Source organism: Sphingomonas hankookensis, assembly GCF_022664465.1.
GTDB lineage: Bacteria > Pseudomonadota > Alphaproteobacteria > Sphingomonadales > Sphingomonadaceae > Sphingomonas > Sphingomonas hankookensis.
On record NZ_JAKREV010000001.1, the window covers coordinates 1 to 19,591 of the forward strand.

The following is a 19,591-nucleotide window of genomic DNA, read 5'->3' on the forward strand; positions in this document are numbered from 1 at the left end:
TCGACAACCTCACTTTAGATACCTGCTGACCGGCCATGGCTTGCCCTGATGAAGTCTGCGGCCGCTACGCGGCCTTGTCTTCATCAGGGCCATAGCGGCTCCCGAACCAGCGCTTCCCAATGTGCTACGGAATTCAATTCGCCGAGCAGCCCCGCAACCGCAACACCGCCTGGTCGCGCCAGATGCGCTTTGACATGATCTGCCAGGCGAACGGCATCGAGCATCGCCTCACCAAGCCGAACCATCCCTGGACGAACGGGCAGGTCGAACGGATGAACCGCACCATCAAGGAAGCCACCGTCAAACGCTTCCACTACGAGAGCCATGACCAGCTGCGGACACACCTCGCCGACTTCATGGCCGCCTACCACTTCGCCCGCCGGCTCAAGACGCTCAGTGGGCTCACACCCTACGAATACATCGCCAGGATCTGGACGTCAGAGCCAGACCGGTTCATCGTCGACCCGATCCACCAGATGCCGGGACTAAACACCTAGGCAAGCATCTTGGCCGCCAGCATCGGTAGACGGAGCCCATCGCAGCACCCGCAGCAGTCACGCTTCGGACTCGGTGAGGCGTCCAGCGGCGAAGTTACGGGCAAGCGCGATGAAGGTTTGAAAGGCCGCCGACGAATTGCGGCGGTTGGAGTAATAGAGGCACAGCGGTGCGAGCGGCGGCGTCCAGTCTTCGAGGATACGGACCAGCCGGCCCGCCGCGATATCGTCGCGAACGTCCGCTTCCATGAAATAGCCAATCCCAACGGCTTGCGTCGCTGCAATCCGAGATAGCGATGCCTCGTCGAGCGTGATCGGTCCCTCGACGTCGATCCGCTGTTCCTCGCCATCCTTTTCGAAGCGCCATTGAAACAAGGCGCCGTTTGGCAACCGGATGCGCAGACATGGGTAGCGCAGGAGGTCCTGCGGCACTCGAGGTATCGTTCGGCTCTCGAAAAAGGCGGGTGACGCCGCGACTGCCATTCGCCGCACTTGACCGAGCGGGATGGCGATCGCGTCGCTCGGCACGAAGTCAGCGCTTCGCACCCCTAGATCGAAGCCGGCTGCGACGACATCGACGAGCCGTCCTTCGGTGACGAGATCGATGTGCACTTGGGGGTAGCGCCGCAGGTAGGCCAGGACGAGGGGGGCCATGATTTCGCGCGCCGCCGTGGCGAAGGCGTTGATGCGTAGCGTGCCCGATGGCACCTCCTGCTGCGAGCGCGCGGTGTTCATTGCCTTCTGGATGTCTTCGAGCGCGGGCTTGATCTGCGCGACGAAGATCCGCCCGGCATGCGTGAGCGAGACGCTGCGCGTGGTGCGATTGAACAGCCGCACAGCCAGCTCGCGTTCGAGCTTGCCCACCGCGTTGCTGATAGCAGTCGTCGACAGGCCCAGGTCGAGCGCGGCGGCACGGAACGAACCACACCGGACGATGGCGAGCACCGCCTCGAGTTCGATCAAAGAATGTCGACTCATTATCCCGCTTTCCGTGACACGCTATGCCGATTTGTCTCGATTATCACGCGGAATGTCCATCGCTAGATCGTGGTCATCACCAGCGAGGAGATGACCATGTCCCTGGACCTACCCAGCCCCCTCGCCGACTATGTCGAGGCGAACGCCCGTCTTGATGTCGACGGCATGTTGAAGCCCTTTCAGCACGACGCCGTCGTCATCGATAACGGCAAGCGGTTCGAAGGACGGCCGGCAATTCGGCAGCTCCTCGAAGACGAAGTGATCCCGGTGAAGGCGATCTTTATGCCCGATAGCGTCCGGCAAGAGGGCGGCGCCGTCGTGGTGGAAGGTCCTGCGCACGGTCAATTTCCGGGCAGCCCGCTCCGCTTCATCTACCGCTTCCGGCTGACGAGCGGCGCGATCGAGACGCTGGAGATCACGGTATGAGCATCACGATCGATCCCACCGAGTTCGCCGGAAAGCGCGTGCTTGTCAGCGGCGGAACCAAGGGTCTCGGCCGCGCGACCGTCGAGCGCTTTCTGGCCGGTGGCGCACGGGTCATCACGGCCGCAAGGATCATCAAGGACCCGATCGATGGCGTCGAATACGTCCAGGCGGACCTGACCACGTCTGACGGCGGCGCGGCATTTGCCGAAGCAGCGCTCAAGCGGTTGGGCGGGATCGACATCCTCGCTCATGTCGTCGGCGGCTCGGCCTCGCCGGCTGGTGGTTTTGCCGCGTTGACGGACGAACACTGGCTCGCCGAATTGAACTTGAACCTGCTCGCAACCGTCCGGCTCGATCGCCTGCTGATCCCGCAGATGCTCGAGCGGGGCAAGGGCGTTGTGGTGCACGTCACTTCGATCCAGTCCGTTCTTCCGCTACCCGATTCAACGACTGGCTATGCCGCCGCGAAGGCTGCGCTTCGGACCTACAGCAAGGCGATCTCCAAGGAGGTTGGGCCAAAAGGTGTGCGGGTCAATGCTGTGTCGCCTGGCTGGATCATGACGGAAGCGACGGGCGACTTTCTCGCCATGCTTCAGAAAGCCAATGGCGGCACGATTGAAGATGCCCGGCAAGCCGTCCTTGATGCTTTGGGCGGAATTTCAATCGGCCGTGGAGCCGAACCTGAGGAGGTCGCCGACCTGATCGCCTACCTCGCCGCCGACCGCGCCGCCGCGATCCACGGCGCCGAGTTCGTGATCGACGGCGGGACGATCCGCACCGTCTGACCGCCTAGTTGTTGCTCGCGCTGCACCGCCAACTCTGCGACTGGAACTGGCACACGGTGACGGCGGAAGGTCGGGATGTGGGGTTGGCGCTCCGGCTGACCGAGATGATGCGGCAGCTCGGGCTGTCGGTCGAGGTAGCGCGCGGCGAGGCCATCCTGCTGCATCTCGAAGAGCCGTCATTCCTGGCGACGCTTACGCAGGCGATGTTGCCGCGGATCGTCGAGCGCGGCGTCGCGAGGGTCGAGCAGATCGATCCAGCGACATTGGCGCAGCGGATCGAGGATGAGCATCGCGCCATCGGCGGCGTGATCGTCTGGGATCTCGCCTTTCTGGTGACGGGTCGTGTGCCGTCGGTTCCCCGGTGAAGCTCGCGGGCTCTGGCCAAAGTGCTGCCAGCCACTATTCGGCCAGCTTCACGCGGACGTGACGACCTACGGCCAAGCGTTCACATCGCCCTGATCCCAGCGACTTACCATGTCCTTCAGTCCGGTGTTCGCCAAAACATTTGGCAGCAAGTCGCATGTAACGAAAAACGCTTTCGAAAATCCCGCTATCCTTAATCCATCGGTAACGAGCTCCGCAATAACGCGTCCATCGTGTCGTCGCGAACGGCACATGGGGGACCGGCGGTAATCCGTCGCGGTATTTGGGGAATCTTCGTGCATTTGCTTACTTCGGCGTACTCTACCCTGCGTTGCGGGATTTCGACGGCTGCCTTGCTGACCGCGACCGCGTTTCCGGCCTATGCCCAGGACGCGGTGCCGGCACCGGTCGCTGCCACGACCGAACCGGTGACAGCGCCGGTCGAACAGGACCCGGCAACGCCGGCCGCGCCCGCCGATGCCGGTGCGCCCGCGACGATCGTCGTCACCGGCACACTGTTCCGCGATTCGAACGCCAGCTCGATTTCGCCGGTGACCGTGCTGACGTCGGAAACGCTCGAGCGCGCGAACATCACCACCGTGCAGGATGCGATCCGCTCGGTGTCGGCCGACAGCGCCGGGTCGATCTCGACCGGCTTCCGCAACGGCTTCTCGGCCGGCGGCGCGGCGGTGTCGCTGCGCGGACTTGGCGTCTCGTCGACCGTGGTGCTGATCGACGGACTTCGTTCGGCGAACTTTCCGCTCAACGACGATGGCCACAACGCCTATGTCGATCTCAATTCGATCCCGTTCAGCGTGGTCGACCGGGTGGAGGTGCTGAAGGACGGTGCATCGTCGACCTATGGCGCGGACGCGATCGGCGGCGTCGTGAACCTGATCAGCAAGAAGAATTTCCAGGGCGTCGAAGGATCGGTCCAGGGTGGCACCACCGAAAAGGCCGATGGGTCGCGCTACCGGGCGACGCTGACCGCCGGCTATGGCGACTATCGCGAGCAGGGGTTCAACTTCTACCTCAACGGCGAATACACCTTTGATGGGTACATCACCAACAACTCGCGCGGCTATCCCTTCAACACGCTGGATTTGCGTCCGAGCGGCCTGACCGATCGCAACCGCAACGATGATTCGCTGACGGCGCAGAACCCGCAGGCGGTCGTAACCCGCGTCGGCCAGAGCGACCTCAACAACCCGCTATCGGGTCAGGTCGGCGCGCCGCTGACCAACCTGTATCAGCTGCTCAATCCCGGTTCGTGCCCGTTCGGCACCTATACCGTGAACACCACGGCGGCACGCGGCACCGCCTGCGCCCACAACATTCCCGACGAATATTCGATCATCCAGCCGCGACAGCAGCGCTACTCGACGACCGGTCGCCTCAGCGTCCGCTTGAGCGACAATTTCGAAGCGTTCGCCAGCGGCAGCTATTCGCATTCCGAAGTCGATATCCGCGGCGCACCGACCGGCATCCGCCAGACGCAGCCGTTCGGCGGGTCGGCGGCGCTCGCCTCCAGCAGCCCCGGCATCGTGCTGCCGGTCTATGTCTGTTCGACGGGCGTCAACTGCGCGACCGCGGCGGACCGGCGGCTGAACCCGAACAATCCCTATGCTGCCGCCTTCGCCAACAACCCGGGTCAGGGTGCCGCGCGCATCTATTATCTGTTCGGCGACATCCCGGCGAACAGCCACCGCTATGTCGACGTGTTCCGCACGACCGCGGGCATTTCGGGCGATCTGGGCAACGGGTTCAAATTCCGCCTGAACGGCGTCTACGCCCGCGACAATTTCGCCGTCACCCAGCGCGGTTTCCTGAATATCCAGGGGCTGCTGAACGCGATCAACACCGGCAGCTACAACTTCGTCAATCCGGAGCAGAATACCGCGGCGGTGCGCGAGCAGATTTCGCCCGATCGCACCACGCCGTCCTATTCGACGATCGCGACGATCGGCGGGTCGCTGCTGAAGTCGCTGATGCCGCTGCCCGGCGGCGACCTCAATGTCGGTGCCGGCTTCCAGATCCGCCGCGAGACGTTGATGAACCGCAACCAGAACGCGGACCTCAGCTATTACGGCCTCAACACCTCGTCGGCGCAGGGGCGGCAGACGGTAACGGCCGGCTTCTTCGAAATCGACGCACCGTTCGTCCGCGAATTCGACCTGAACGTGTCGGGTCGCTACGACAATTACTCGCAGGGCTATAGCCGCTTCTCGCCCAAGGTCGGCATGAAGTTCATGCCGGTCGACCAGTTCTCGCTGCGGGCGACCTATTCGAAGGGCTTCCGCGCACCGACCTTTGCCGAAAACAACCCGGCCAGCAGCTATTCTGGCTTCTCGTCCTTCACACCGCCGGCCAGCTTCGTCGCCGCGCATCCGGGTAACCCCGCTTATACCAGCACCTACAATATCGGCAGCGGCGCGACCGGCAATGCCGAGATCCTGCCCGAAGTCTCGCGCAGCTTCTCAGCCGGCGCGATCTTCAAGCCGGTGCGCTGGTTCAACCTCACGGTCGACTATTACAACATCAAGAAGTCGAACCTGATCGTCAGCGGCCCGCTGCGTGCCGAAGCGATCGCCGCCTATTACGGCCAAGCCAATGCGACGGCGGGCTGCGCGGCTTTGGCGGCGGTGGGCGAAGGCTATCGCTGCAACGTCATCGACGCGCCCGATCCCGACAACCCGGGCGCCCTGCCCCGCCTGCTCGTGTTCAACGTGCCATATGTCAACGCGAACTATCAGGTCAGCTCGGGCGTCGATATGCAGGCGAATTTGAACGTCCCGCTGTCGGACCGGGTGCGCCTGATCAGCCGCCTCGACGTCACGCAGGTCATCAACCAGAACCTCGTGACGCCGGATGGCGTGGTGCAGAAATATGCCGGTACGCTCGGGCCGTACCAGCTGTCGTCGGGCGGCGGCACGCCGCGCACCCGCGGCAACTGGCAGAACTCGGTCGAGGTCGGTGACTTCGCACTGACCGCGACGACCTATTATGTCGGCCGGATCAAGCAGGTCGCGGCGGACGGGATCACCCCGGTCAACGGCGTCATCGACCTGTCGTGCAAGAATGCGCTGACGGCACAATGCTATATCCGTCCGTTCATCTATGCCGACCTGAACGCTGCGGTGCAGGTGAACGATCAGTTCCGCTTCTTCCTGAACGTGCAGAACCTGACCAACGCGCGTGCGCCGCTCGCCTCGGGCGCGTATACCAGCAATCCGAACTATCTCAGCAGCTGGCATTATGCCGGGCTGGTCGGACGCAGCTTCAGTGCCGGGGCGAACTTCAGCTTCTAAGCGCGAACTTGTACGAAATGCGCAACAGGACGGTGCCCCGTATCGTCCTGCTGCGCATTAATTATCCAATAGCGACGCTGGATGATGGATAGGGTCCATTTGTCCATATCGTCGGTTATATCGCGCATGTCTCTTCCCGCATCCACGAACGCGTCAGCGCTTCCCTCCCACCGTTCCCACAGCGATCGAGCCGCGGCATGATGCGACGGTGGCAGTGGGCGGCTCGCCTCCTTACCCGCCAGATGTGGTTCCGGGCCGGGCTGTTCTGTGTATTCGCAATAGCCTTGGCACTCGCCAGCGCGTTGGTCGGACACACCATATCGTACGACTTTGCCGCGAAGGTAGGTTCGAAGTCGGTCGACGGCATATTGAACCTGCTCGCGTCGTCCATGCTCGCGGTAACGACCTTTTCGTTGACCGCGATGGTTCAGGCCTATTCGGGGGCAACCAGCAGCATCACCCCGCGCGCCGTGCAGCTCCTGATTGACGACAGCACGTCCCAAAATGCGCTCGCGACCTTCTTGGGCAGCTTCCTGTTCGCGATCGTCGGCATAGTCGCCCTGTCAACGGGCATCTACGGCAATACCGGCCGCGTCATCCTGTACGCCGGTACCATCCTCGTCATCCTGATCATCGTCGTGACGTTCCTGCGCTGGATACAGCACATCGCCCGGTTCGGACGGGTGTCCGATACGATCGACCGGGTCGAGCGCGCTGCTACCGACGCCGTACGAGGGATGCTGCAGCAGGCCCGGTTCGGGGTCGCCGATCCACCATTGATCCCGGGCGACGCGCATGTCCTGCACCACAACAGGATCGGTCGCGTCACACACGTCGATGTCGCTGAAATCGGCGACGTTGCAGCCAAGATCGGCGCGAACATCCACCTCGTTAGTGGTCCCGTCCATTTCGTCGATCCGTCGAGGCCGGTCGCATGGGTGGACGCCAAACTCGATGACGGTCAGGCATGTCTGCTCCGGGATGCGTTCACCGTTGAGCACCAGCGCACCTTCGATCACGATCCGCGGTTCGGTCTGGTCGTTCTGGGCGAAATCGCGGCCCGCGCCTTGTCGCACGCCGTCAACGATCCGGGTACCGCAATCGCGGTGATCGAAGCGGGAACGCGGGTCCTGTCCGCCGTTCTGCGGCACCGACCCGGTGCGGATTGCGCACCGCCACCGCGCGTGATCGTGCCACCCGTCGCATTCGCCGATATGATCGAAGACCTGTTCCGACCCATCGCCCGCGACGGCGCCGCCACTATCGAAGTCGGCATACGTCTTCAAAAGGCGCTGGCCGCGCTCGTCGCCATCGACGAACGGGCCATGCCCGACTGCCGTCGGGAAGCGCAGGATGCCTTCGATCGAGGACAGGGGAAACTCGCCAGCGACCGCGACGCCGCTGAACTCTCGCTGCTCCATCGCCGACTATGGGACAGCGGCCACGGCGTCATCGGATAGGGTATCAGACCCACACCATGGTCTATGCGACAGCCGATTACCGTTTCGCAGATTTCGTTGGGATCAGATTACCGGTGATCATCGCCGTAGGTTTGGTAACCTGCCTTGCCATCGCGTGATTGGCATCGGCCACGCGCTGGGTCGGGCCTCCTTCGAACTTCAGTGGGCCGGTGCCCGATCGGTCATGCCGAACGTCTGCGCCAATCCATGGTACAGCTTTTCGCGGCAAATCCATTGGCTGGCGAAGTCGGCGATGAACGCGGTGGCGAACATCGGCAGCATCAGTCCGCGGCTCGCCGTCGTTTCGGACAGGATGATGACGGCGGTCAGCGGCGCGCGCACTACGCCGACGAAATAGGCGACCATGCCCAGGATCACGACGGCGCTCGCCGGCTCGTCCGGAAAGACTTCGCGCAGCAGGTTTCCGACCCCTGCCCCGACCGCGAGCGATGGTGCGAAGATGCCGCCGGGCAGCCCCGCGATCGCGGTCGCCGCGGTCGCGGCCAGCTTTACCGGTCCGAACCAGAGCGGCGCGTCCACCCCGACAATCATCGCCCGCGCCGCCGAATAGCCCGTTCCCCAGGTCAGTCCGGTAAAAACCCCCAGCAGCGCGACGATGCCGCCACAGATACCGGCGAACCACACCGGCCTTGCCCGTGCCCATCGTGTCACCCGGTTGCGCCCCGTCGCCATCGCCAGCAGCAGGCGCGAGAACAGCCCACCGGACATTCCCCCCAGGATGCCGGCGACGGGAACGACGAACAGCGCCGACGAGAGCGGCATATGCGCGCCGATCGCTCCGAAATAGATGTAATCGCCCTGCACCGACTGGGCGACCATGCCGGCGATGACGATCGCCGCCAACACCAGCAGCGTGACGCGCTGTTCATAGGCGGAGGCGAGTTCTTCGATCGCGAACAACAGCCCCGCCAGCGGCGTGTTGAACGCCGCCGCGACACCGGCGGCACCGCCGGCGATCAGCACCCCGCCCCGCAGCGGCACCCGCATGATCCGATGGGTGATCCCCATGACGGCGGCCGCAAGCTGTACGGTCGGGCCTTCGCGCCCGACCGACGCGCCGCCCAGTACGGCACCGATCGTCAGCGCGGCCTTGGCCGCGACCGTCCGAACGGAAATCAGCGTTGCTGTCGCCTCGTTCGGATTGGCCTGTGCCGCGATCACCTGCGGGATGCCAGACCCGCGCGCCAGGGGCGCAAACCGGCGCGTCAGCCACACCAGCAGCATGAACGTCAGCGGTGTCGTCAGGAGCGGCCACCAGTGGGCGGCGCGGGCATAGCGACCGAACACGTCGCCTGCCCAGTCGGAAGCCTCGGCGAACAGCGTCGCGACGATGCCGACCAGGATCGCACCGGCAAGGATCGCCGTGCGGGTGCGGAACTGGACCGATTGCGGTCCGCTGGTCCGCAGCAGCGCCCGGAAGCGCGACGGGGTCCAGCGTCTGGTCGCACTGAACCTTTCGAATAGAGGTGCCATGCACCGTCCTTACGTTCATTGCCGGGAAGCGTCACCCTCGACGGACGCGGGTTCCGCTGGCGCCTTGTAAACCACTGCGCAGTCGGTAAGCCTTTGACAACGGCGGCATCGAAGCACGGCGATTTTTTAGGAGAACCACCATGCGCATGGCATTCGGCATCGGCGCGACCCTCATGCTGATGGCATCGCCGGTCGCGGCACAGCCCGCCGGGGACCGTGACAACGTCTTGTCGGCGCAGGAGCGCGCGCAGGGGTGGCGACTGTTGTTCAACGGACGCGACCTGGCGGGATGGCGGTCGTTCGACGGATCGGCCCCGGCGCGGACATGGACGGTGCGCGACGGCACGCTGGCGCTGACCAAGGCCGATGGACAGATGAGCGGCACCGATCTGGTGACCGCCGACATGTTCGGCGCGTTCGAACTGACGCTCGACTGGAAGGTCGAGCGCGGCGGCAATAGCGGCATCCTCTATCTGGCGCGCCGGCTGCCCGAGGCCCCGCTGCTGTACCAGACCGGACTGGAAATGCAGGTGCTGGACGACGAAGGCCATTCGGACGGGAAGATTCCGACCCATCGCGCGGGCTCGCTCTACGACATGACGGTACCGCCCGCGGGCGTATCGCGTCCGGCGGGAAGCTGGAACCATGCGCGGCTGCTGGTCGAGCGCGGACGTATCCGGCAATGGCTGAACGGCACGCTGACCGCCGATGTCTCCTACGGCGACGATGCGTGGCGCAAGCGGGTCGCGGCCTCCAAATTCGCCAAGATGCCGCGGTTCGGCACCTTCCAGAGCGGCGTCATCGGCCTGCAGGACCATGGCGAGCCGGTCGCGTTCCGCAACATCAAGCTCCGCCGGATCGGCACGTCGGCAACGGGAGCGGCCAAATGACCTTCGCCGCGGCGGATGCCGCGATCGACGTCGTCATCGTCGGGTCGGGCGCGGCGGGCGGCATGGCGGCGTACAGCCTGACCAAAGCGGGCCTGCGCTGCCTGATGTTGGAGGCCGGGCGGAACTACGATCCGCAGGCAGAGGTCAACATGTTCGCCCCCGAAAGCGACGCGCCGCTGCGCGGATCGGGCACGCCCGACAAGCCGTTCGGCTATTTCGATGCGACGGTCGACGGCGGCTGGCAGATCGAGGGCGAACCCTACACGATGCAGGAGGGCACCGACTTTCGCTGGTGGCGTCCGCGGATGCTGGGCGGCCGTACCAACCATTGGGGGCGGCACGTCCCGCGCTTCGGTGCGTATGACTTCAAACCCTTTTCGCGCGACGGATTGGGCGTCGACTGGCCGATCGGCTATGACGACGTCGCTCCTTTCTACGACCGGGTCGAGCGGATGATCGGCGTCAATGGCGGGCCGATCGGGCTGGAGAACCACCCGGATTCACCCGCTGGCTGCCTGATGCCGCCGCCCAAGCCGCGCGTGCCGGAAATGCTGATTACCGCCGCGGCCGAGAGCCTCGGCATTCCGGTCCGCGCGGCGCATACCGCCGTCCTGACCCGCGACATGCCTGACCCCGTCGCGCCGCGCAGCGCCTGTTTCAACGCCACGCCTTGCACGCGCGGCTGCACGATCGGCGCGATGTTCCAGACGACGACCTCGCTGCTGCCGATGGCCAAGGCAACCGGCAAGCTGCGCGTGGTGACCGATGCGATGGTGTCGCGGGTGGTGATGGGGTCGGGCACCCGCGCCGCTGGTGTCGAATATGTCGATCGCAAGACCGGACAGCGCCATCAGGTCACGGCGCGCGCGGTGGTGCTGGCGGCCGGCACGGGCGAGACCACGCGGCTGCTGCTCAATTCGGGGAAGGACGGCCGCGGTCTCGCCAATTCCTCGGGCGAGCTTGGACGCAACCTGACCGATTCCACCGGTGCATCGTTCCGGGCGTACATCCCCGGCCTCGCCAACCGGCCGCGCTATAACGAGGACGGGATCGGCGGGCAGCATATCTACATCCCGTTCTGGCTGTACGAACAACAGAAGCGCGGCGAGCTGGATTTCGCGCGCGGTTATCATTTCGAAATCAACGGGCGCTTCGGCATTCCCCCCGAAACCGCGCTGCCTCGCGTCTGGGGGCCGGCGCTGAAGCAGGCGGTCCGCGCGCGATCGGGCGCGACGATCGGGCTGGTGTTGCGCGGCGAGATGATTCCCAACAAGGACAGCTATTGCGAGATCGATCCGGGCGTAAAGGATCGCTTCGGCATCCCGGTGCTGCGCTTCGCGTTCAAATGGTCGCAGCACGAGGTCAATCAGGTCGCGCATGGCCGCCGCGCCGCACATTCGGTGTTCCGGCGGTTGAACGGCACGATCCTCGATCCCGATCTGCCGCCCGAAAGGATCATGACCGCAGGGGGTGAGATCATCCACGAACTCGGTACCGCGCGGATGGGCGCGGACAAGCGAATGTCGGTGGTCGACGGCTACGGCCAGACCTGGGACGTCGACAATATCATATTGATGGACGGGGCGACCTTCGCCTCGGGGCCGCACAAGAACCCGACGCTGACCATCCTCGCGCTCGCCCTGCGGGCCTCGGAGCGCCTCGCCGCGCGCCTGACATCGGGAGCGCTCGCATGACGATCAGCCGCCGCACGACGCTGCAATGGTTCGCTACCGCCACCACCCTGTCGCTCGCGTCATGGACCCCGGCGTTCGGCGCAGTCGCGACCGGGGCCGGCGTCCCGCCGCCGTTCGACGTGGTCGACTGGCCGGTCAACGTCGCGCCCTTGCCCCCGACCAAGGGCTATGGCCGCGACCCCGACCTGACCGATCCCCAGGTGCCGTGGCCGCTGACCTTTACCAAGGCGCAGCGCGCCGCCATCGACCTGCTCGGCGACATGATCCTGCCCGCCGACGCCGCGTCGCCCGGCGCCGGCAAGCTCGGCGTCGGCGCTTTCATCGACGAATGGATCAGCGCGCCTTATCCCCGCCAGCAGGACGACCGGACCACCGTCATCGCCGGGCTGAGCTGGCTCGACGCACAGAGCCGGGCGCTGCACCGGACGCCGTTCGCCGCACTGACGACGGCGCAACGCGGCACGCTGCTAGATGCGCTGACTAGCGACGCGCCCGCCCCCGCCCTGGCGAGGCCAGTCGCGTTCATGGACCGGCTGCGCAACCTGTTCGTGCTCGGCTTCTACAGCCTGCCCGAAGGGAAGGCGGATATGGGCTTTATCGGCGATCAGGTGATCGAGGGTGCCTATCCCGGCCCGGACGACAAGGCGCTGGCGCATTTGACTGCCTTGATGAAGGAACTGAAATTGGACGACAAAGCGCGAGTGTAGCCGACTGACGCACCGCTGCATTCATGACGCGCTACTGTTGTGCATCATTGCGTGGCGCGCGGCGGTCCGTCAGGTCGACGTCCGGCTCAAACTGCGCCAACACGACCGCACGCTGGCCGCATGGATGGACCAATTCGGAAGAGAAGCGTGCTGAAGCTGTTTTTCGATTCCCGGCAGGCGGCCCACGCCCCGACCCGCGAATTCCACAATGGCGGATGGACCCCGCATGCCGAAACGCCCGATCGCACGGCACAGGTCGTAGCGGCGGTCGGGCCGTTCATCCCGCCGCACGACCACGGCATCGCCCCGATCGCGGCAGTCCATGACGCCCGATATCTGACGTTCCTGCAGGAAGCATGGGCGACGTGGGTGGCGGCCGGACGGGAAGGCGATGCGATCGGTTATACGTTTCCGGTGGTGCATCGCCGGCCGCTGGACCTGACGCGCATCGACGCGCGCCTCGGCGCGTTCAGCATGGATGCGTCGACGCCGATTAGCGCGGGCAGCTGGGACGCGGCCTATTGGGGGGCGCAAAGCGCGCTGAGCGCGGTCGATGCACTGGCCGACGGTGCGCGTGCCAGTTTCGCCCTGTGTCGCCCGCCGGGCCATCATGCCGGCCCCGACTATCTAGGCGGATACTGCTTCCTGAACAACGCCGCGATCGCCGCGCGCCATGCCGCTGCGCAGGGCATGGGGCCGGTCGCGATGTTGGATGTCGATTACCATCACGGCAACGGCACGCAGGATATCTTCCTCGACGATGATCAGGTGTTCTTTGCGTCGATCCACGCCGATCCGCGGACCGATTACCCATTCTATTGGGGCCATGCCGACGAACGGGGCGAAGGCATGGCGCACGGTACGACACTGAACCTGCCGTTGCCGCGCGGCACCGACTGGACGGCGTATCGCCCGGCGCTCGACACCGCGCTGGCCGCGATCGCCGACTGGGGCGCCAAGATGCTGGTCGTGTCGTTCGGCGCCGATACCTATGTCGACGATCCGATTTCGGGGTTCGCGCTGCAAACGCAAGATTTCACGACGATGGGCCGACGGATCGCCGATGCCGGCCTGCCTTGTGCGATCGTGATGGAGGGCGGCTATGCCGTCGATGCTCTGGGCGTCAACGTCGCCGCGTTCCTAGCCGGGTTTGCCGACTGACGCCGTGAACGGGCCACCCGCGGTCCCGTACCCTTTGCGCGAATATCGGATCGCCAGCACTCGCCTGCATTGGCCTGAGAGGGCCCCATGCGCATTTCCCGCACACGCTCGACGCGCATCTCCGCAACTGCGCGTCCGTGATGCTGTCGACCCATGCGCTGCGGTCGTTCATCTGCCGGAGAACGGTTCAGTCGGCGCCACCGTATCAATCGATTGCGATAGAGCGGGCCAAGCCGTACCATAGACCTGACGCGCCACAGAACGCGCACATGTTGGAGAGTGGTTTGAACGGCGCGCAATTGGCAATTCGCTCGATCCTGATCGTTGGCGGCGGCACGGCGGGGTGGATGACGGCGGCGGCGCTGTCGCATGCGCTGGGCGATCGCTGCGCGATCACGCTGGTCGAATCGGACGAGATCGGCACGGTCGGGGTCGGCGAGGCGACGATCCCGCCGATCAAGCTGTTCAACGACACGCTCGGCATCGATGAGGCCCAGTTCCTGCGCGAGACCAAGGGCAGCTTCAAACTGGGGATCGAGTTCGTCGACTGGGCCCGGCGAAGCCATCGCTATTTCCACCCGTTCGGCACCTTCGGCAAACCATTCGATCTGGTGGCCGTGCATCAGCATTGGCTGGCGGCCAGGGCGGCGGGGTCCCCCGTCCCGTTCGATGCGCTGTCGATGGCGTGGGGCGCGGCGCGGCATGGCCGGTTTGCGCGACCAATGGCCGATCCGCGCAGCGTCGCCTCGACATTCGATTATGCCTATCATTTCGATGCCAGGCTCTATGCCGCGTTCCTGCGCCGTTATGCCGAGGCACGCGGTGTCGTTCGCGTCGAGGGGAAGGTCGCCGACGCCGCGTTGGACGGCGAGCGTGGCCATGTCGCCAGCGTCACGCTGAACGACGGCCGCACCCTGAGCGCCGACCTGTTCGTCGACTGTTCGGGATTTCGCGGACTGCTGATCGAAGGGGCGTTGGCGACCGGCTATGACGACTGGACGCACTGGTTGCCATGCGACCGGGCGGTGGCGGTGCCGTGTGCGACCGGGGGCGAGGGCATGACGCCCTATACCCGTTCGACCGCGCGGGCGGCTGGGTGGCAATGGCGCATCCCGCTGCAACATCGTACCGGCAACGGCTATGTGTATTGCAGCCGGCATTTGTCCGATGACGAGGCCGCGGCGACGCTGCTGGCAAATCTGGATGGCGAGCCGCTGGCGGAACCACGTTTCCTGCGCTTCACCACCGGCCGGCGGCGGCAGTTCTGGAACCGCAACGTCGTCGCCATCGGCCTGGCGAGCGGGTTCATGGAACCGCTCGAATCGACCAGCATCCATCTGATCCAGACGGGCATCGCCAAGCTGCTCGCCTATTTCCCGACGCGCGATTTCGACCCGATGCTGATCGACGAATATAACCGCGTCGCGATCACCGAAGTCGAACGCATCCGCGACTTCCTGATCCTGCATTACAAGCTGACGATGCGGGACGATGCGCCGCTCTGGCGGGAATGCGCGGCGATGGACATTCCCGACACGCTGGCACTGAAGATCGCGCATTTCCGACACGGCGGCCGCCTCGTCGCGCGCGACATGGACCTGTTCGGTCCGGCCAGCTGGGCCGCGGTGCATATCGGCCAGTTGAACAACCCCGTCTCGTTCGACCCGCTACTCGACACCACCAACAGCGCCAGCTTCGTCGACCGGCTGGCAACTGCCGTCGATACCATGGCGCGGTCGATGCCCGAACATGGCGCCTTTTTGCAACAGATCGGCGCCTCGAGAAGCACCTGACGGACGATGTTTGCAAACCTTTGCATTATCGGTTGCAAACGATTGCTGAGTCGATATGAAGAGCCTCAAGAAACCCCGGAGAGCGGGGTGATTCAGGAGGGTTTGCTATGAAGATGCCGGTTTTGCTTGCCTGCACGTCGCCGATCGCATTGTTGGTTGCCGCACCGGCGATCGCCCAAACGGGCGCCCCCGCAGCGCAGACCACTAGCGAAGCACCGGGTACGATTCCCGATGCGGCGGATGCAACCGACGAGATCGTCGTCACCGCCAGCAGCGGCGAACGCTCGCGCTTCCGCAGCTCGATCTCGGTCAGCCAGATCAGCAACGAAGCGATCCAGAATTTCACGCCGCGTTCGGAAGCCGAAGTGCTGCGCAACATTCCGGGTCTGCAGCCCTCCGACACCGCCGGCCCGGGCGGCAACGCCAATATCGGCGTGCGCGGTATCCCCGTGTCGACCGGCGGTTCGGAATATGTCGCGTTGCAGGAAGATGGCCTGCCGACCGTGCTGTTCGGCGATATCAACTTCGGCAATAACGATTACTGGCTGCGCTTCGACCAGAATGTCCAGCGCGTCGAAGCGGTGCGCGGCGGTTCGGCCTCGACCTTCTCCAGCCAGGCGCCGGGCGCGGTCATCAACTATCTGAGCAAGACCGGTGACAAGGCGGGCGGCCAGATCGCCTATTCGAACGGCATCGGCTTTCGCGAACACCGCGTCGATTTCGACTATGGCGCGCCGATCGACGACACGCTGCGCTTCCATGTCGGCGGCTATGCCCGCAACGGCGGCGGCCTGACCAACGAGCGCTTCAACATCCTGCGCGGCTATCAGATCAAGGCGAACGTCACCAAGGACCTGCCCGACAATCGCGGTTTCGTCCGTCTGTATTTCAAGCGGTTGGACGAACAGGCGCCGACCAACACGACCACCCCGTCGATCGCGACGCTGGAAGGGAACAAGGTCACCGGCTTCGCGCCGCTGCCGAATTTCGACGGGCGCGACGGGTCGTCCTATTCGATCTACAACCGCAGCTTCCAGTATCTCGACTATGACGGCGGCGGCATCAAGAATGCCGAAGTGCAGGGCATCCACCCGCGCGTTACCGGTCTGGGCGCGCAGTTCCACTATGACATCGACGACAATCTGACGATCGACAACGTCCTGCGCTATCAGTGGATCAGCGGCAACTTCACGACCCAGTTCATCAACGTCGCGCCGCGTACCGGCACCGGCGGCGTGATCGGGTCGACGGTGAACGGACAGGTCGTCGGATCGCTGCGCTATGCCGCCGGTCCGAACCTCGGCCAGCTGTACACCGGCGCCTATGTGAACAATAACCCGAACATCAACACGTTGATGAAGAACATGAACAACTTCGCCAACAACCTTGCATTGAACGGCAAGTTCTCGGTCGGTGGCGGAAAGGCGACCTTCTCGACCGGCGTCTTCGTAATGAAGCAGAACATTGAACAGGATTGGCACGTCAACCGCAACTTCGCCGAACTGAATGGTGAAAATGCGGCGCCGCTCGACCTGTTCTCGACCACGGGGACGCAGCTGACCGCTGCGGGCCAGGCCGGGTTCAACGACAATTGGGGCAGCTGCTGCGCCCGTCGCGTCGACCTGAGCTATACCGATGTCGCGCCGTTCCTGCAGCTCGGGTATGAAACCGGCGGGCTGAACCTCGACGCGTCGGTGCGGTACGACAATGTCAGCGGCAAGGGCACTGCACAGGGCGGCGTCGCCGGCCCGACCACCCGCGTCACCGACGCGCTGGGTTCGGCGCTGATCCCGTCGCTGGTGCTGAGCCGGACGGGCGAGAATATCGACTATAGCGACAGCTATGTCAGCTGGTCGGTCGGTGCGCTCTATGCGTTCAGCAGCAATACCAGCCTGTTCGGCCGCGTCAGCCGCGGTGGCCGCTTCAACGCCGATCGCCGCGTCCTGTCGGGCAATTTCAATGCCGACGGCTCGCTCAACTCGCAGGGTGAATCGACCTCGGTCAACTTCCTCAACCAGCAGGAAATCGGCCTGAAGCAGCGCGGCGGCATTCTCGGCGAAGGGTGGTATTCGGTCGAAGTCACCGGTTTCCGCTCGACACTGACCGAAAACAACTACGACTTCACTCGCATCAACAATCCGGCGCCGAACAACGACCCGAACATCTCGAACGGCTATCGCTCGTTCGGCGTCGAGTTTTCGAGCCGGATCAACTACGGCAACTTCCACCTCGCCGCCGACGCGACCTATTCGAATTCGAAGATCGTCAGCAGCGCGACGCCGGCACTGGTCGGCAACCGTCCGGGCGGTCTGCCCGAATTCCTCTACGTCATCTCGCCATCCTATGACGCGGGTCTGGTCGCCTTCGGCGTCAGCGTGAACGGACAGACGGCGACCCCGTCGGACGACTTCAACCTCTACACGATCAAGGGCTCGACCTTCGTCAACGGTTTCGTGACCGTGCGGCCGGTCGAACGCGTCGAACTGGGGCTGAACGTCAACAACCTGTTCGACAAGCTCGGTTTTCGTGGCGGTGGCAACCTGAACCCGGTCCTGTCGTCGACCAGCGCCGTGTTCAACAACACCGCGCTCTATGGCCGGACGGTAACGGGGTCGATCCGCTACCGCTTCTAACGCGCTCCCAAACCTTACGGGCGGCACGGCCTCGGCCTTGCCGCCCTTTTTTTGTGCGCGGAGGATATCTTTCCTTCCAAGCTCCAACGTCATCGAAGCGCAGGCTGGGATCTTCCCGTGATAGCACGCAGCAGGAGCCGCTGAAGGCCCTAGCCCGCGCTGGGGCGACGCGTTTGGCAAAAAGGCTATGCTCGAGACAAAGAAAGGGCGCCGCCGGACCGAACCGGCGACGCCCCACGTCATCACAAAGCCAGTCGGATCACATGGTCCAGCGCGCCTTGTCCCCGTCTAGGACCAGCCGGAACCAGGGTGCCGCCGTCCCTCCGAAATGCTTGCGCCGCATCGGCCCATCGCTCGGCTCAGCCCCGTTCAGCCCGACCGAGTCCGCAAAGCTGATGACGTCCAGCTCCCCGGTCACCCACCAGCAATAGGCCTGATAGGGTTCCGCCGCCGGATTGCCCGCCACCAGACCCGATCCGTTAAGCGGCACCCATGGTCCGTCCATGCTCTCCGCAACCGCGCCGTACAGCCCGGTCGGCGCGCCGGTGCCGTCGACGAAGCGCTTCGCCTGCGTCGACCAGAACAGATAATAGCGGCCGTCGACCAACACGATATGCGGCCGTTCCAGCTCGCTATTGACCCCGATCGACTCCAGCAGCGGTGCAGCCAGTCGCCATGGCTGATCGGGCGTATCGCGCTTCGCGACGCCGATCACGCCGTCATGCACGTCGTCGCCCCAGCCGGCCGACCCAACGAACAACAGATATTCGACGCCATCTGCGGGATCGCGGAAATAGCCGGGATCGCGAAACCCCTTGATCCGGCCATCGACCGCCTCCGGCTGATCGGCGCGCAGATAGATCGCACCATCGGCGGCGATCGATTCGACCGGCACCGACCAGTCGCCGACCCGGCCATCGGCAAAGCGCCCAACACTCTCGAACAATCGTTGTTCGAACGTCCGCGCCTGCCCCTGCCGGCCTGATGCGGTGAAATACAGGGTCAGCGTCTCGCCATCCTCGGCCAGCACCGCCGACCCCGACCATTCGCGGCTGCCCGGCGTGAAGCCGTCGGGGAACGCATCGCCATGATCGCGCCACCCATCCGCGCCATGGCTGGTCAGCCGGATGCGCGCCGCATCGTGCCGATCGTCGGGATCGGCGAATTGCGGCGTGATCAGGAAGAACCACCAGCTGCGATCGTCGACGAAGGCGGTGCGGCCATCGGCATAGGCGATCTGCCACATGTCCCACACGTCATGCCCCGGCACCACCGGCGTCAATTCGTCCAGCGAGAATACCGGCAATGCCAGTTCCGGCTGATCGGCGGCCAGCCGCGCGGCATCGATGTTCCAATGCGTCGGCAGCGACTGGTCAAGGGCGGAACGGCGGGCGGACATGGTCAT

The 19,591-nt window shown here is 64.7% G+C and carries 14 protein-coding genes and 1 pseudogene; 12 read left to right on the forward strand and 3 right to left on the reverse strand.

Annotation, left to right across the window (positions count from 1 at the left end; genetic code table 11):
- Positions 1-128 precede the first annotated feature (128 nt).
- Positions 129-497, forward strand: a pseudogene (locus MF610_RS00005) (integrase core domain-containing protein); the annotation flags it as partial.
- Between the two features lie 57 nt (positions 498-554).
- On the opposite strand, the gene MF610_RS00010 reads toward MF610_RS00005, so the two are convergent.
- Positions 555-1,472, reverse strand: a complete 918-nt coding sequence (locus MF610_RS00010; RefSeq protein ID WP_242192088.1) for a LysR family transcriptional regulator — start codon at positions 1,470-1,472, stop codon at positions 555-557.
- A 96-nt stretch (positions 1,473-1,568) separates the two neighbouring features.
- Between MF610_RS00010 and MF610_RS00015 the strand changes: the two genes are divergently transcribed.
- From MF610_RS00015 to MF610_RS00035, 5 genes are all read left to right on the forward strand, one after another.
- Complete coding sequence (locus MF610_RS00015) at positions 1,569-1,898, forward strand: nuclear transport factor 2 family protein (RefSeq protein ID WP_242193503.1); 330 nt, start codon at positions 1,569-1,571, stop codon at positions 1,896-1,898.
- The gene (locus tag MF610_RS00020) at positions 1,895-2,683 is read left to right on the forward strand and encodes an SDR family oxidoreductase (protein ID WP_242192089.1); all 789 of its coding nucleotides are present in this window, start codon (positions 1,895-1,897) and stop codon (positions 2,681-2,683) included. The genes MF610_RS00015 and MF610_RS00020 overlap by 4 nt, the downstream gene beginning before the upstream one ends.
- 11 nt (positions 2,684-2,694) lie before the next feature.
- The gene (locus MF610_RS00025) at positions 2,695-3,048 is read left to right on the forward strand and encodes a hypothetical protein (protein ID WP_242192090.1); all 354 of its coding nucleotides are present in this window, start codon (positions 2,695-2,697) and stop codon (positions 3,046-3,048) included.
- A 351-nt stretch (positions 3,049-3,399) separates the two neighbouring features.
- On the forward strand, positions 3,400-6,354 hold the full coding sequence (locus MF610_RS00030) for a TonB-dependent receptor domain-containing protein (protein ID WP_242192091.1): 2,955 nt from the start codon (positions 3,400-3,402) through the stop codon (positions 6,352-6,354).
- A gap of 242 nt (positions 6,355-6,596) precedes the next feature.
- Complete coding sequence (locus MF610_RS00035; RefSeq protein ID WP_277923843.1) at positions 6,597-7,814, forward strand: DUF2254 domain-containing protein; 1,218 nt, start codon at positions 6,597-6,599, stop codon at positions 7,812-7,814.
- 159 nt (positions 7,815-7,973) lie between these two features.
- On the opposite strand, the gene MF610_RS00040 is transcribed toward MF610_RS00035, so the two are convergent.
- Positions 7,974-9,308, reverse strand: a complete 1,335-nt coding sequence (locus tag MF610_RS00040) for a chloride channel protein (protein WP_242192093.1) — start codon at positions 9,306-9,308, stop codon at positions 7,974-7,976.
- Positions 9,309-9,448: 140 nt separating this feature from the next.
- On the opposite strand from MF610_RS00040, the gene MF610_RS00045 reads away from it, so the two are divergent.
- From MF610_RS00045 to MF610_RS00070, 6 genes are all read left to right on the forward strand, one after another.
- Positions 9,449-10,198, forward strand: a complete 750-nt coding sequence (locus MF610_RS00045) for a 3-keto-disaccharide hydrolase (RefSeq protein ID WP_242192094.1) — start codon at positions 9,449-9,451, stop codon at positions 10,196-10,198.
- Complete coding sequence (locus MF610_RS00050) at positions 10,195-11,892, forward strand: GMC family oxidoreductase (RefSeq protein ID WP_242192095.1); 1,698 nt, start codon at positions 10,195-10,197, stop codon at positions 11,890-11,892. The genes MF610_RS00045 and MF610_RS00050 overlap by 4 nt, the downstream gene beginning before the upstream one ends.
- Positions 11,889-12,599: a gluconate 2-dehydrogenase subunit 3 family protein gene (locus MF610_RS00055; protein ID WP_242192096.1), complete on the forward strand. Its 711-nt coding sequence runs from the start codon at positions 11,889-11,891 to the stop codon at positions 12,597-12,599. Before MF610_RS00050 ends, MF610_RS00055 begins: the two co-directional genes overlap by 4 nt.
- Before the next feature lie 150 nt (positions 12,600-12,749).
- Positions 12,750-13,760, forward strand: coding sequence for a histone deacetylase family protein (locus MF610_RS00060; RefSeq protein ID WP_242193504.1), 1,011 nt, complete (start codon positions 12,750-12,752; stop codon positions 13,758-13,760).
- Between the two features lie 269 nt (positions 13,761-14,029).
- Entirely contained in the window at positions 14,030-15,553 is a 1,524-nt protein-coding gene (locus MF610_RS00065) for a tryptophan halogenase family protein (RefSeq protein ID WP_380870573.1), read from the forward strand.
- A 107-nt stretch (positions 15,554-15,660) separates the two neighbouring features.
- Positions 15,661-18,186, forward strand: coding sequence for a TonB-dependent receptor domain-containing protein (locus tag MF610_RS00070; protein ID WP_242192097.1), 2,526 nt, complete (start codon positions 15,661-15,663; stop codon positions 18,184-18,186).
- Between the two features lie 259 nt (positions 18,187-18,445).
- Here MF610_RS00070 and MF610_RS00075 read toward each other — a convergent pair whose 3' ends face one another.
- Positions 18,446-19,591: a glycoside hydrolase family 68 protein gene (locus tag MF610_RS00075; protein WP_242192098.1), complete on the reverse strand. Its 1,146-nt coding sequence runs from the start codon at positions 19,589-19,591 to the stop codon at positions 18,446-18,448.

Bases quoted from the DNA above. Each gene is read 5' to 3' on its own strand.
- MF610_RS00010 (WP_242192088.1), bottom strand. From the start codon at position 1,472: ATGAGTCGACATTCTTTGATCGAACTCGAGGCGGTGCTCGCCATCGTC.
- MF610_RS00035 (WP_277923843.1), top strand. From the start codon at position 6,597: ATGTGGTTCCGGGCCGGGCTGTTCTGTGTATTCGCAATAGCCTTGGCA.
- MF610_RS00075 (WP_242192098.1), bottom strand. From the start codon at position 19,591: ATGACCATGTCCGCCCGCCGTTCCGCCCTTGACCAGTCGCTGCCGACG.
- MF610_RS00050 (WP_242192095.1), top strand. From the start codon at position 10,195: ATGACCTTCGCCGCGGCGGATGCCGCGATCGACGTCGTCATCGTCGGG.
- MF610_RS00045 (WP_242192094.1), top strand. From the start codon at position 9,449: ATGCGCATGGCATTCGGCATCGGCGCGACCCTCATGCTGATGGCATCG.
- MF610_RS00070 (WP_242192097.1), top strand. From the start codon at position 15,661: ATGAAGATGCCGGTTTTGCTTGCCTGCACGTCGCCGATCGCATTGTTG.
- MF610_RS00055 (WP_242192096.1), top strand. From the start codon at position 11,889: ATGACGATCAGCCGCCGCACGACGCTGCAATGGTTCGCTACCGCCACC.
- MF610_RS00020 (WP_242192089.1), top strand. From the start codon at position 1,895: ATGAGCATCACGATCGATCCCACCGAGTTCGCCGGAAAGCGCGTGCTT.
- MF610_RS00065 (WP_380870573.1), top strand. From the start codon at position 14,030: ATGTTGGAGAGTGGTTTGAACGGCGCGCAATTGGCAATTCGCTCGATC.
- MF610_RS00015 (WP_242193503.1), top strand. From the start codon at position 1,569: ATGTCCCTGGACCTACCCAGCCCCCTCGCCGACTATGTCGAGGCGAAC.
- MF610_RS00040 (WP_242192093.1), bottom strand. From the start codon at position 9,308: ATGGCACCTCTATTCGAAAGGTTCAGTGCGACCAGACGCTGGACCCCG.